This window comes from Agriterribacter sp. (assembly GCF_035497235.1).
GTDB lineage: Bacteria > Bacteroidota > Bacteroidia > Chitinophagales > Chitinophagaceae > Agriterribacter.
Genome location: NZ_DATJEB010000028.1, coordinates 89,820 through 103,224, shown reverse-complemented (window position 1 = coordinate 103,224; position 13,405 = coordinate 89,820). Strand labels below are relative to the sequence as shown.

Annotated in this window: 11 protein-coding genes; 7 read left to right on the top strand and 4 right to left on the bottom strand. The window is 43.6% G+C overall.

The genetic code is table 11. The features are described 5' to 3' along the window. The 3 genes from VL121_RS07735 to ruvX all read left to right on the top strand — a co-directional run bounded on the left by VL121_RS07735 (position 1) and on the right by ruvX (position 2,772). Positions 1 to 939 (top strand): UbiA-like polyprenyltransferase, encoded by a 939-nt coding sequence (locus VL121_RS07735; protein WP_325403873.1) that lies wholly within the window; start codon positions 1 to 3, stop codon positions 937 to 939. A gap of 112 nt (positions 940 to 1,051) precedes the next feature. Beyond that, positions 1,052 to 2,233, top strand: coding sequence for a CPBP family intramembrane glutamic endopeptidase (locus VL121_RS07730; protein ID WP_325403871.1), 1,182 nt, complete (start codon positions 1,052 to 1,054; stop codon positions 2,231 to 2,233). Between the two features lie 125 nt (positions 2,234 to 2,358). Continuing rightward, positions 2,359 to 2,772 carry a Holliday junction resolvase RuvX gene (gene ruvX / locus VL121_RS07725; protein ID WP_325403869.1) on the top strand — a complete coding sequence of 138 codons (414 nt, stop codon included), beginning with the start codon at positions 2,359 to 2,361 and terminating at the stop codon, positions 2,770 to 2,772. Positions 2,773 to 2,788: 16 nt separating this feature from the next. On the opposite strand, the gene VL121_RS07720 is transcribed toward ruvX, so the two are convergent. After that, entirely contained in the window at positions 2,789 to 3,688 is a 900-nt protein-coding gene (locus VL121_RS07720; RefSeq protein ID WP_325403867.1) for an SMP-30/gluconolactonase/LRE family protein, read from the bottom strand. 323 nt (positions 3,689 to 4,011) lie between these two features. Here VL121_RS07720 and VL121_RS07715 point away from each other — a divergent pair, with 323 nt between their 5' ends. From VL121_RS07715 to VL121_RS07705, 3 genes are all read left to right on the top strand, one after another. Next, positions 4,012 to 4,917, top strand: a complete 906-nt coding sequence (locus VL121_RS07715) for a nucleotidyltransferase family protein (RefSeq protein WP_325403865.1) — start codon at positions 4,012 to 4,014, stop codon at positions 4,915 to 4,917. Between the two features lie 151 nt (positions 4,918 to 5,068). Further along, complete coding sequence (locus VL121_RS07710) at positions 5,069 to 5,938, top strand: DUF6089 family protein (protein ID WP_325403863.1); 870 nt, start codon at positions 5,069 to 5,071, stop codon at positions 5,936 to 5,938. Positions 5,939 to 6,208: 270 nt separating this feature from the next. Further along, a complete protein-coding gene (locus VL121_RS07705; RefSeq protein WP_325403861.1) occupies positions 6,209 to 7,306 on the top strand; it encodes an acyltransferase family protein in 1,098 nt (365 codons plus the stop codon). Between the two features lie 47 nt (positions 7,307 to 7,353). Here the strand turns inward: VL121_RS07705 and lhgO are convergent, their stop codons facing one another. Both lhgO and VL121_RS07695 read right to left on the bottom strand, forming a co-directional pair. Then, on the bottom strand, positions 7,354 to 8,574 hold the full coding sequence (lhgO, locus tag VL121_RS07700) for an L-2-hydroxyglutarate oxidase (protein ID WP_325403859.1): 1,221 nt from the start codon (positions 8,572 to 8,574) through the stop codon (positions 7,354 to 7,356). Positions 8,575 to 8,861: 287 nt separating this feature from the next. Next, the gene (locus VL121_RS07695) at positions 8,862 to 11,156 is read right to left on the bottom strand and encodes a glycosyl hydrolase family 95 catalytic domain-containing protein (RefSeq protein ID WP_325403857.1); all 2,295 of its coding nucleotides are present in this window, start codon (positions 11,154 to 11,156) and stop codon (positions 8,862 to 8,864) included. A gap of 309 nt (positions 11,157 to 11,465) precedes the next feature. Between VL121_RS07695 and VL121_RS07690 the strand changes: the two genes are divergently transcribed. Next, entirely contained in the window at positions 11,466 to 11,915 is a 450-nt protein-coding gene (locus VL121_RS07690) for an META domain-containing protein (RefSeq protein WP_325403855.1), read from the top strand. A gap of 168 nt (positions 11,916 to 12,083) precedes the next feature. Here the strand turns inward: VL121_RS07690 and VL121_RS07685 are convergent, their stop codons facing one another. Further along, entirely contained in the window at positions 12,084 to 13,403 is a 1,320-nt protein-coding gene (locus VL121_RS07685) for a vanadium-dependent haloperoxidase (protein ID WP_325403853.1), read from the bottom strand. Positions 13,404 to 13,405 lie beyond the last annotated feature (2 nt).

Below are 13,405 nucleotides of genomic sequence, written 5' to 3'. Positions count from 1 at the left end.
ATGGCGCAGGTTAAAAACTATCTTTCCCTCATTAAATTCTCCCATACCATTTTTGCAATGCCGTTTGCAATGATTGGTTTCTTTCTGGCTGTAAGAACAATGGATTATTCATTCTCCGTTGTTCCGGGATGGCATACTATAATTGTTCCTGCCGATTTTCACGGAAAGATCATTCCTTTGTCCACAAGGGATATTGTTGTAAAATTTTTGTTGGTTATTGGTTGTATGATCTTCGCACGCAGCGCTGCCATGGCTTTTAACCGTTATCTCGACAGGAGCTTCGATGCCCGGAACCCGCGTACGGCCATCAGGGAAATTCCCGCCGGTATCATTAAAGCCAATCACGCGCTGTGGTTTACCGTATTATCATGCGTATTGTTTATGATCGCCTGCTTTTTTATCAATACACTTTGCTTTTTTTTGGCGCCGGTAGCCTTGTTTGTAGTATTAGGCTATAGTTATACCAAACGTTTTACATCCTTATGCCACCTGGTACTGGGATTGGGATTAAGCCTTGCACCTATTGGCGCTTACCTGGCGGTTACCGGCCGGTTCGACTGGTTGCCTTTACTGTTTTCCTTCACGGTGCTTTTTTGGGTAAGTGGTTTTGATATCATTTATTCGCTGCAGGATGAAGCATTTGATAAAGCGCAGCAACTCTACTCCATTCCCGCCGCATTGGGTAAAAGAAGCGCGCTGCGGGTATCCGAAATCTTACATCTGCTATCTGCATTGCTGGTTATAACAGCGGGCATATACGGCCGGTTTGGCCCATGGTACTGGGTAGGCGTTGCGGTATTTATTGGGATGCTCATCTACCAGCATTCTATTGTAAACCCCAATGATCTGAGGAGGGTGAATATCGCTTTTATGACTGCCAATGGCATAGCCAGCGTGGTATTTTCTTTTTTTGTGATCGGGGATATTTTTTTGAGATAAAGTGCAGGTATATACCGTTTCAACCCGTATGCTTAAATTTTGGACACAATCTGAAATATCCGATATTTATACATCAGCAAAGGTTTGGCTCATACCCTAAATACCCTTTTTCATGACAACCCTGGCATCTCTCAAAAGACCACTGGTCACCACCGGAATATATACCGCTTTATTGTCGTTGGTTTTTATACTGTTTTCGTGGAAACACAATACGGCGGCGGATATCTTTATCGCATTACCTTATTTTGTTGTATTATATTTTATGCTCTTCTCGCTGGGTAAGCCCGCGGTGTCGGACTGGCTGAGGAAAAGTATGAAAGCGGATATTCGCCGGGTATTTCTTTTTCCATTACTGCTGGTGCTCCTGTATTTCAGTTATGTAGGGTTTAATAAACAAAATCCTTTGCAGGGTACGCTTTTTCTCGTGCCTTATCTGCTCTTCTTTCCTGTAATGGCATTTGCCGCAAGAGCAAATACAAACGCAAAGTTAGACTGGCTTGATTTTTCCGTTTTTGTGCTGTTCTTTTTCCCGGTAACGCTTATAGATGCCAAACCTTCGGGCAATCTTCCTTTCAATGGCGGGGGCTTCGATTCGGTTTACCGCATAACGGTTATGCTGGCAGCGGTTTTTGCCTTTGTAACGGTGCGGCATATACGTGATGTGGGCTTTTACCCTGTTTTTAAATGGAAATACCTTTTTACCGTGGTATGGGTGTGGATGGCTTTTTATGTTTTTGTATTTATTATCGGGTGGTCGGTTGATTTTATAAAGCTCAGGAACGAAGACGCGGTTCCTGTTTTCATTACCTCAAAGGTTGCCAGGTCGCTGCTGTCTGTTTTTTTACATACCGCTCTTTTTGAAGAATTTGTTTTTCGCGGATTGCTGCAAAATATGCTCGCTAAACGTATTGGGCAATCGGGCTCATGGAAAACGTTCTGGATCTGGGGCCTGGTAATCCTGACGGCAGTTTCCCTGCTTACAGGGTACGCGTTAAACGGCACTATGCAATGGTTCCCGGCGCTGGTTACGGTATTGTTATGCGCCGCGGCTTACGGTATGGAAAGAAAGGGCAAAACCACAATGGGTGTGTATACAGCGCTTGCTGTTACCAGTGTTATTTTTGGGTTGGTGCATGCGCATGCGGGTTCCATTATTTTTGTTGGATTGGCAAGCATTGGCGGCTGGGCTTATGGATATGTGTACCTTAAAACCGGGAATGTTTTTTACGCGGCGCTGCTGCATGCCTTAGTTAATACTACTCCTTTACTGTTCGGACTGGAACTGGCTAAATAAAATGACCGGCATTTTCGACAAATCCCAATGAAGGAAACGAACACATAACACAATAGAAGAAGAGAAAACCTATGTGCCTGTGATTCTATGTGGCAAAAAAATATAATACAACCTATCTTTGCTTTATGCCACGCATCATTGCTATTGACTACGGGTTAAAACGAACCGGTATTGCCGTTACCGATCCTTTGCAGATCATTGCCACCGGTTTAACTACTATAGAATCTCCCAGGCTCATTGATTTCTTAAAAAATTATTTTGAACGGGAACAGGTAGAAAAAATAATTATCGGAGAGCCCAAAAATCTTGATGATTCAGACACGCACGCTACTGTATTGGTACAAAAAGTAGTTGAAAAAATAAAAAAAGCTTTTCCAGGCATGCCTGTTGAAAAAGCGGATGAAAGATACACTTCTAAAATGGCAATGCAGGCTATGATCGCTATGGGTATGAAAAAGAAACAACGCCGCAACAAGGCCATAATTGATGAAATTGCGGCCACCATCATCCTGCAGGAGTATTTACATCATAACCAGTGATAGTGCGTCATAAACCTTATTCATTGATCGTTCCTGTAAAAAATTCCGCAGGCACTCCTTTTACCCCCGGTTTTGCCGAAAACAATCCACCACTTAACGGGTAGGCTGCCAGTTGCGCTTCCGATAATTCTCCGCGGGCGGTAGTGATGTATAATGTGTCTAAGTTTTTTCCTCCAAAAGCACAGGATGAAACGTTCGGCGCAGGTACTTCAATTTTCTGCAATAGTTCGCCTGTTTCCGGATCAAATTTGCCCACCGCTTTAGCGCCCCAGAGCGCCGCCCATATTTTCCCTTCCGCATCCAGCGCTATGCCATCGGGCGAGCCGCCACCTTCGGGTACAGTTACCACTGTTCTTCTGTTGGTAATGGCTCCATCCGCATCATTATAATCAAAAGCGTCTATCCTGCGGAGGTGGCTGTCTACATAATACATTGTTTTTCTATCTTTCGTCCAGGCAATACCGTTAGAAACCGTAACGCCATCCAGCATCGTATGCACTGTTTTATCCCTGTTCACCCGGTATAGTGAAGCTACTCCTTCTGTAAACTGGAGGTGCATGCTGCCCACCCAAAACCTGCCCGAAGGATCGCATTTGCCATCATTAAAACGAATATCGCTGCCGGTAATAGGGTTGGCAATAAACTGTAATGCGCCTGTATGGATATTCATGAAATGAATGCCGTTTTGCAGGGCTACCAAAACGCCGCCACTTTCTACCGGAACTACCGTACCCACTCTTTCTGCTAGCCAAAAAGATTGATTTTCTCTGGTAACGGGATCGTATATATGAAGCGTTCTGCCTTCAATATTTACCCAATACAATTTATTTTCTGTGGGATGCCATAACGCGCCTTCACCAAGTTGCGCTCTGGCGTCTATTTCAAGTATTGCTTTTTCTGAATGAGGATAATGCATAGTAAATAGATAAAAAAATACAACGTGATAAAGGGTTTACTGATACTGCTATCGCAATAAAAATAAGGAAGAAACACATATGGTTTCACATTAGCTAAATATATTAACTAACATCGGTTAACCCCGGTTTAGCGTTAATTCTTTATTTTCGCACATGTTTGAAGAATGAAAGGAGAAACGGAATAGTATATCAATCAAGTTTAACAGCGTAAATATGATAAAACGCCTATGCAAAATTTCATATACAGGGAAGATGTTTAAAGGCGTTCCCTGTCTGCCGATCAGGCAGGCATCCAACCATTGAAAAAATAAAAAACATACGGATGAAACCTACATTAGTAATTATGGCAGCGGGAATGGCCTCCCGGTATGGCAGTTTAAAGCAAATTCAACAGTTTGGTCCATCGGGAGAAACGATCATGGATTATTCTATTTTCGATGCCTGCCGCGCGGGGTTTGGTAAAGTGGTATTTATTATCAGGAAGGAATTTGCGGAAGATTTTAAAGCCATTTTTGAACCTAAACTCAAGGGTAAAATTGCTATTGATTATGTATTCCAGGATATGCAATCATTTGTAGAAGGTTACGATATACCGGCAGACCGGACCAAGCCCTGGGGAACTGCACATGCGGTTTTATGTGCTTCCACTGCTGTACACGAACCTTTTATTGTAATTAACGCCGATGATTTTTATGGCCGGGATGCGTTTGAAAAAGCCTATCGCTTTTTAACACAGGAGGCTAACGATCATACTTTTGGTTTAATTGGGTATGAGCTTGCGAAAACGCTTTCCGATAATGGTTCTGTTAGCAGGGGAGTGTGTAAGGCAGACGCTTCCGGTAACCTGGTAGAAATTGCGGAACGTACAAAAATATACCGCGATGGCAATAAAATTGTGTATGAAGAAGATGGTAGTAAAAACGAGGTTGCAGCAGATTCCAAGGTCTCTATGAATTTCTGGTGCTTTACACCCTATGTTTTCAGCATATGCAAAGAAATGTTTAACACATTTTTACAAAAGAACCTTCACCAGCCCAAAGCAGAGATATACGTGGTGGATGTGGGCGCCGAATTCATTAAAATGCCCGACAATGCTTTAAAGGTTATTCCTACTCACTCCAAATGGTTTGGCGTAACGTACAAGGAAGACGCCCCTGGTGTGGAAAGCAATATTAACGCATTGGTTGCTAAAGGTGAATATCCGCAAAGCTTATGGGGAGCTATTTAAAATTTAAGTAAAATTGAGCCGTATCCAATGGCATAAAAAATGAAAAAACAGTAAAATGGCATTGTTTTGGCGTTGTTACTGTTTTATTTCCATGCAACTTAATTTTTACCCAACTTGTGCGTTATTATACCGTATCTCTAAAAGAATGCCGGTGAAACAAATATTTATTTTAGCATTATTGCTTAGCGCCTCTGCTGCGTATTCACAGGGAATATTAAAAAATGTAAGTATAGAAGCTTTTGGTGGCTTTGCCAATTACCAGGGCGAGTTGCAGGAGAGCACTTACACTTTTTCACAGTCGAAACCTGCGGGTGCATTAGGAGCAAGTTACGCTTTAACCGATAAGATATCCTTAAGAGGGCTTATTACGTATGGGAATATCCAGGGTTCAGACAGCTATAGCAGCAATTTGCAGCGCCGCCAGCGTAACCTGAGCTTTTATTCTAAAATATATGATGCCAGTCTTACCGGGGTGTACGAATTTTTTGATATTATGGAGAAAAGATATACCCCATATTTGTTTGCAGGTGTTTCGGTTTTTAATATGGGGCCTTATGCCTATGATTCACTGGGCAAGAAAATAGGTTTGGGGAATTTGAGTACCGAAGGTCAGGGGCTACCTGAATATCCCGGCAGGAAAAAAAGTAATAGCCAGAATATTTCTATACCCTTTGGTGGGGGCATACGCTTTGCCGTTACCCGCAATGTTTCCTTAGGCTGGGAATTCCGGTTCAATAAAACATTTACCGATTACCTGGATAATGTAAGTACCAAATATGTTGACCGTAATATATTACTGGCTGCCAAAGGGCCGAAAGCCGTTGAAATGGCATACCGTGGCGGTGAACTGAAAAATGGCAACCCTGTTTACCCGGCGGCAGGAACAGTGAGAGGAAATCCTAAAACTAAAGATTGGTATTATTTTTCGGGAATTACGATCAGCTACAAACTGTTTAATGACCGCGATTTTAACCGTGGTAATACAGGAAAGGGAATACCCTGCCCGAAGAATGTATATTGATGAAGAATGAGGTATGAGCCATCAGCCATGAGCTAAAAACTACTAACGATAGGCTTGGTACTTCTTTTCTTCCCTGAAACCTGCAACTTGTACCCTGAAACCTATAACCTGTACCCTGCCTTATTTTCCTCATTTTCATATTAGCCGGGCAGTATCGTTACACATAAGCCTGCTCTTTCATTGCTGAAGATAGAAGATATTGCTATACAACAGGTATAGCCGCAAGTGAACACCGGAATACTAAAACCGTTAGTTGCCAATTTTTACTGTATGCTGCTGCAATCCAACCGGCTTATTTCGCTCGATGCCCTGCGTGGCTTTACCATAGCCGCCATGATCATGGTTAATTTCCCCGGAAATGAACAGTATGTGTATTTTACGTTGCGTCATAGTAAATGGAACGGACTATCCTTTACCGATACCATTGCACCGGTCTTTCTTTTTGTGATTGGTGTTTCTATTGTGTACGCTTACACAAAAAGGTTAAACGATGGCACGTCTAAAAGCAGCTTATACAAAAAGATCATCTTCCGGTCGCTTAAAATATTTGCCATAGGCATGTTCCTTAATCTCATGCCCGATTTTGATTTCAGCAATGTGCGCTGGACGGGAACGCTGCACCGTATTGCCCTTGTATTTATGGCTTGCGCTATGCTTTTCCTCCATACCAACTGGAAACAACAGGCATGGATAGCCGCTTTTTTACTGGTGGGCTACTGGCTGGCGCTAACGCTTATCCCTACCCCCGGAGTGGGTAAAGTAATGCTGGAACCGGGAGTGAACATTGTGGCCTGGGTAGACAGTAAATACCTGCCGGGCAAAATGTGGCAGGGTACCTGGGATCCGGAAAGTATCCTGAGTACCATACCCGCTATGGTGAGTGGCATGACGGGTATGCTTGCCGGGCGGTTAATGATGAGCAGGCTTGCGCCCGGTGAAAAAGTGAATTATCTTATGGCGGCAGGGCTTTTCTCGGTTATCGCCGGTTATTTCTGGGGATTGACTTTTCCAGTAAATGAAAACCTGTGGACCAGTTCTTTTGTGCTCGTAACCTCAGGACTGGGTGCTTTATTACTGGGCGTATTGTATTTTATAGTAGATATACTGGGGTATAAAAAAGGGGTACGCGCCGGCGTTATATTTGGTGCTAACGCCATTGCGGTATATGTACTGGCGGATGTGCTGGCCTTGTTTTTTTACAGGGCCGAATTGGGCGGACTGCCCCTTAATGAACTGGTGGTTAATGAACTGGTGCAATCGGGGATGCAGCCCGAACTGGCAAGCTGGTTATATGCGCTGTTTTTCGTTGCCATTAACTTTGTTCCCGCGTATATACTTTACCGGAAGAAGATATTTATTAAGTTATGATTGGAAGTTTGGAAGTTACTGATCGCTAATGATAGCTGAAAGCCGTTTTATGAAAGATGGAATTGCGTTGTTGCCATTTCCTGCACCGCGTTACCAATAGCCAGCGCGGCAGTGGCAGCCGGTGAGGGGGCATTCAGCACATGAATGGCGTTATGGCTTACTTCAATCTTAAAATCATCTATCATATTGCCTTCACGCGAAAGCGCCATAGCACGTACACCTGCGCGGCCGGGTATAATATCTGCTGAAGTTAAGGAGGGTATGAGTTTTTGCAGGCGTTTCAGGAAGTAAGATTTTGAAAAAGCACCCCGGTATTCATCTAATCCGAAGCGCCAGTGTTTAGCAAAAAATTTCCAGGTGCCGCTATACAATAGTGCAGCGGCGGTATCCGTGAAGCTAAAAGCGGTTTTGCTATAGCCCTCGCGTTTAAATACAAATACGGCATTGGGTCCGCATTCCACACTTCCATTCACCATTCTTGTAAAATGCACACCAAGAAATGGAAATTGCGGGTTGGGTACCGGGTAAATAAGGTTTTTTACTTTGCTTCTTCCCATTTCACTCAGGTCATAGTAGTCGCCGCGAAAGCCAACAATAGCGGTATCTGTAGCAGTTCCTTCTTTCTGGGCTATGCGGTCGCTTTGCAGCCCGGCACAGGCCACTATATATTTTGCTTCAAAATTTTGCCGGTTGGTTTTTATAATGATTTTATCGCCTTCCCTGATAAAGTCTTTGGCTTCTGTATTCAGGAACACTTTACTGCCTTCAAATTTTTGCGATAGCAGTTCAGCCAGTTTTTCTGTAAAACCTGCATAATCTATAATGCCGGTGCAGCCCACCCAAATGCCTGCAATGCCTTCGCAGTATGGTTCAATATCTTTTATTTCCTGCGCTGTTATCAGCCGTATATCCTCCACGCCGTTGGCTATCCCGTTCCGGTATACTTTATTCATGTGTGCCAGCTCATTTTCCTGTGTAGCCACAATTACTTTACCGCATATGTCATGCTGTACGCCGTATGCTTTTGCAAAAGCCACCAGTTCCCTTCGTCCGTCCACACAATTCTTTGCCTTATAGGAGCCGGGCTTATAATAAATGCCGGAATGGATTACGCCCGAATTTCTGCCCGTTTGATGCGCCGACACCCGGCTCTCTTTTTCTAATACCGCTATTTTCAGGTGAGGATACCTGCTGTTGATCTTATAAGCCGTTGCCAGTCCTACACAGCCGCCGCCAATGACAACAATGTCAAATGATAATGTATCCATAATAATGTATGTCGCATATTAATTTCAGAGCGCAAAGTTACCGGAGAAGCTTGGTGCTGCAAAAAATGGATATAGGCATATTGGGGACTGGAGATTTAAAATTCTGAATTTGAGATTTAAGATGGAATCCGTTCGGGGTTTATGAATTTCGCTTCGGATTTGGGGCAATCAGCATCAGGTGAGTAACTATTAACAATGAGATAATACTTCTTCTTTGTAATGCTCATAGCTGAATCTGAATACTGACTGCCTTTCCTGATTCCTTGTATTTTCCCCTCACTTCGCCGCTATTCCGAATCGTTTTTAAAAATAATAGTTCCTCCCGCTGTGCAGGTTAGTTCTATCAATCCATCAACTGCTTTGCCTGTGCTTATACCTTTGGCGGATATGATCTTCCATTGTTCGAAAGGAAGCTTCAGCTTGGTTTTTCCCCCTTTTTCTGCAACGATTTTTATTTCCTTTATCTTCCCGTCTTCCTTCCGGGCATCCACTAAAAACGCGCCTTCGGCCCTTAGTTGCTGAAAAGAAATATTTTTCCAGGCTTGCGGAACAGCGGGCATAATTTCAATAAATCCGGCATAGCTCTGTAATAACATTTCCTGCATACCCGCAGCGAAAGCGAAGTTGCCTTCCAGCGTAAATGGCCGGTAGGTAAATTTGGAGTAGCCCGATTTGGTTTGGTCGCCATTCACATGAAAGCTATTGGGCAGGCAAAACGCTTTAGCAAAGATCTGTAACGAATTTGCCGCACCTTCCCCGTCCTTGGCTCTTGCCTTAATATTACCCAGCCACGAGTACGAGTACCCGCACCAGTAATCCGGTCCGGTCTTTTCAAGAAGCGCTATCGTATTTTTAATGACAGATTGTGCTTTTTCGCCATCCTCCCATTTAATCAGTCCTAAAGGATGAATGGCCATAAGATGCGAAAAATGACGGTGAGATTGATTGTAAGGCAAACCGGGAGCAAACATCAGCTCATCGTTGGACGTAATGGAATAGTTGCCGAATTCAGAAAGTATTTTCTTCCATTGAGCCGCTTCCTTTGTTAGTCCTAATGCATGTGCCATTTCTGCAGCCGCTGTAAAACTGAATTTCATCAATGCCAGGTCGTAATTGGTGTTTTGATGAAACCAGGCATCTATGCGGTTGTCGTTTATTTCCGGGCTGGAACTGAGTGGAAGTTTTCTTAACCCCTTTTCATCTTTAACTGTTATGCTTTGCAGGAAAGTGCAGGTTTCTTTCAGCCAGGGATAAGCGCGGTTTTTAAGGAATACCTTATCCATGCTATATTTCCACTGAAGGTAATAATGTTGCCCTAGCCATGACGATACGGTAGGGGAGAGGGAATATTGCGTCCAGCCTCCCATCTCGGTTCCGTCAAGCGTAGTTACACCCGGTACGGCTAATCCTTCTTTACCAAAAAACAATTTCGTGTAGCGTTTGTAGTTCGTTTTATTTTCATCTAAGTGATCCAGGTATCCCAGTGCTTCCTCCATGTGGTTGGCGCTGTAAGCCGGCCAGTAACTCAGTTGTGTATTCAGGTCGTGATGAAAATCACCTTTCCATGGTGGTATCCTTCCGTTGTCTGCCGTCCATACCGCCTGTAAAGAAATGGGCGGCGCTCCACGCCTTGCAGCAGATCCGAATTTGTATTGTTCAAGATACCATTGTTTTTCCAGCAGGGTATCGGGCACACGAATGGCAGATTTACTCCAAAAACTTTTCCACCAGGTAATATGGGTGGCATAATCCTGTGCCATTCCTTTTTGTATGGTATTGCTTACCACTGCCGAAGCAGGGGGATTTATTTTTGTGTTAGGGTATTGTGAGGAAACACTCCATACGCCTTCAATAGTAGTGGCATTTATTTTTTTCCATTGCACGCTGATCTCATATACAAAGCCGCCCCATCCTTCCTGTTTGTACGTAATGCTGTTGTTTTGTTGTTGTATGGCGCCCTGCTTGTATCCTAACCGGGCAAGGTCGTCACCTACCAGTGAATTTACTTCGCCGCCTTCTTTTATATCAGACTGGTAGGGAGGAGCAATAAGCTGGGGCAGTATATTTTCCGAAACATTTTTAAAGCGAAACCACCCCACAGGTTGGGTGGCGTGTACAAAGGTTTGTAATTGCATACCATTTTCCCATTGTACTTCACATACCGCGGTTGCCAGTATCAGCCGCACGGATTTTACTTTTGTATCTGCCGGTATATTGAACTCCAGCGCACCGGCCGGAATTTTGGAGGGCGCCGGCTCCCTGTCATAAGGCGCATCAAAATATTCCTGTACGGGTTTATAGTCTTTTTTATTTACCTGCTCTTCTATCCATTGGAAACTGAATTCCTTCCGGTGCAATCCTTTCAGCGGGCGCATGTCCCATATATCCGACCTGTCTAATGAAAAACGCAAATGATCTCCTTTTTGCCATACCAGGGCGCCAACGGTTGCATTGCCTAACGGAATGGCTTCATCCCAAACGGTAGCAAGCTGTTTGAAATGGAGATCGTGTTGTGGCGCCGGCTGTGCCAAAAGCAATATGGGCAGCAGCAGTAAGCTGATGCAGAAAAACGTTTTATTCATCCTGAAAATTACTGATTTTATATAACCGGGCAAATGAATGTTTAATTACTTAAGCTTAATGGTAATTTCTTTTATGACTGGTGATGCTACCGGTAAAGGATACCTGCAGAAAACAAAAAATACTTACTGATCTTTTTAATAGGATGGGGTTTTTTCGTTTGATTGGTATTTGTTTTAAATTTTTCACCAGGCTGCTTACTGTTTCGGCAAAGTTACATGTAAAGAGGATATGGTATGCATTAACGAAGCGTGTATATTTATGGCGCCGCCTACTGGTTGTTAAAGGCAGGTGGAATAAAAATTTACGGTATGAAACAAATAATGATACTGTCTGTTGCCGCTTTTATTTCTTTATGTGCCTGTAAAAGCGCTAATGTAAATAATGCAAAGAACGGGCAAACAGGTGCTTCCGGTATTGAAAGACTTAATGGCACCTGGCAACTGGAATATATATCGGGCCCCCGTATTGCTTTCCAGGGGTTATATCCGGAAAGGAAGCCGGAGATAACTTTTAACAGCTCCGATAGTAGTTTTGGCGGAAATACAAGCTGCAATGCGTTCCGCGGAAAATTAGCAGCAGATGACCGGAACATAAGTTTCTCTGATCATATGGCTTTAACAAAAATGTTTTGCCCCGGCAGCGGAGAGCCGGTGTTCATAGAAACGCTGAAAAAAATTAATACGTATACCGTACAGAACAATACCCTCACGTTTATGATGGATGAAGTGCCAATGATGCGGTTTGCAAAAAAGCAGTAAGGAATAGTTGAGGTGTATGTCAGGTTAATTGTGCCTGCGCCATACCATAAAGTACAAGGCAGGCAAGGGAGGTAATGATTTTGTGGTAGAGTATTTTCATGAAAAAATAGTCTGTATTTTGGAAAAACATAATGGCAGTAATACTCAAAGCTGTGCAGGGGAAGGATGTCAGTTGAACTTTGTTAAGCAATAATTACCGATGTTCTCTCCCTGTTTAAAGCCATTGTCAATAGCATCCCTGAAATGGATACCTCCGTATAACCGGGAGATTGCCGCTTCCGCCGCTGCTTGTTTGAATGATTGAAAAGATCTTGCAGGAAGCCCAAATTCGACTTCGATGGTATCAACAAATTGGAATTGTTCGCCTAAGTAAGCTGATAGCACAATGGCCACCGCGGCAGATACAACACTGTGTCCGCTTGTATATTCAGGAAAAGGAGGCGTTTGTAAAACCGGCCGCCAGTTCCTGTCAATTTTTTCATTGATAAAAGTCTCAGGCCTGATCCGGTTACTCCTGAACTTTTCGTCCCAGCAGGAAATAAAAGCATCTGCCATGGTGAGGGCAACCCATACATGAAGCCTTGCTGTTTCCATGAAGGCAATGTTTTTTTGCATACAGGCCAGTCCGGTAATACCCATCCAGTGGCCGGCGGGAGAAATTTTTTTAGTCCCAAAACTGATATGTCCTTTTTGCATAAGGGTAAAAGGATTGCAATCCCAGAATTTGGCAATCTCTGTTTCCTTAGTAGTTAAAGTATTGCCTTTTTGATATACTTCATCTGCAAGTGAATAAAAAGGCGAGCCTTTTTCTGCATTATAAGGAACGGGTGAAGCAGGCTTGAATTGGCCGGATGAATCCAGCACAAAAGGCCGCAACGTTTTCCAATGTGGTTCATATGCTTCCATATAGGCAGGCGGAGTTGGTTTCCAGGCGCCTTCGTACAAACCAGGTGTGAAACGCACGTAACCACTTGTTTTATGATAATTATCGCCAATGGCGTATTTCAATACGCTTGCCACAATGCTGTCAGCAAAGACCTGTGATGCTGCCAGCACCGCTTTTTTCAATCTTAATTTTTTTTTCAACCGGGCGGTAAGCTTTATTTTTTCTTTGGTCAGCATAAATCCGGAGGGTAGCATTTCTTCTCCTACCCTTATTAAAGCATACAATGCCGCGTATTGACAGGCTATATTTCCTGCGGGTTTAAGGCCCTCCATACCAGGGTACTGGTTCAATACCTGTTTTAAATTTTTCTCCTTAGGGTAGGCTGATTGATATAAAACCTGGTAGGCGGCAATATTGGCATAAGCATAATACCTTGCGGCAGCGGCCGGGCCAATAACATCCACAACCATAATATCGCTTATTGCTTTTACGGTTTGAACATAGTCTGAAGCAGTTGCCAGAGGGCTTTCATTAGTAAAGCGTTCTGCTTTAGTAAGCGTTGAAGGCAAAAAACAAATGATGAACAGGGCGGCTATCCTCATGG